Below are 418 nucleotides of genomic sequence, written 5' to 3'. Positions count from 1 at the left end.
AAGTTTTGCTTGAACAGAAGCTAACTTACCTTCCATTGTACTCTTCTTATCGCGACGATCATCAATTCGAATTGTCGTCGCAACTCTTGAAATTCCATTTTCAAATGGTACCTCATGCATTTCTTGTACAACTTTTAATAATAACGGTAATTCGCCTTCAATAATTGTATTCATTGGTGTAAGTTGGAATTTCACTTCGCCATTATACTTTTCTAAAACTTTATGTATATTTGCTACATACGCACTTACACTAGGTGTTTCTGTGCCAATTGGTACGATTGAAACGTCAATAATTGCCATTTTTGTATTCTCCTTTTTTATCAATATGTTACTTGTCTATCCTAACATGTTTGTGATAATAAAGAAAACTCGACGATTGGCGAGCTTTAAGGCGAATCCAGAGGCGTAGTTGCACTTA

At 34.9% G+C, this 418-nt stretch carries 1 protein-coding gene; it reads right to left on the bottom strand.

Going from position 1 to position 418, the window contains the following annotated elements; translation table 11 throughout:
• Positions 1-300: MTH1187 family thiamine-binding protein (locus CN514_RS24995; protein ID WP_098234853.1), on the bottom strand; the 300-nt coding region annotated here is incomplete at its 3' end.
• Between the last annotated feature and the right edge of the window lie 118 nt (positions 301-418).

Origin of the sequence: Bacillus sp. AFS001701 (assembly GCF_002559405.1) — a bacterium.
Taxonomy (GTDB): domain Bacteria; phylum Bacillota; class Bacilli; order Bacillales; family Bacillaceae_G; genus Gottfriedia.
The sequence above is the reverse complement of the archived record's forward strand: the minus strand, read 5'-3'. Positions and strand labels throughout refer to the sequence as shown.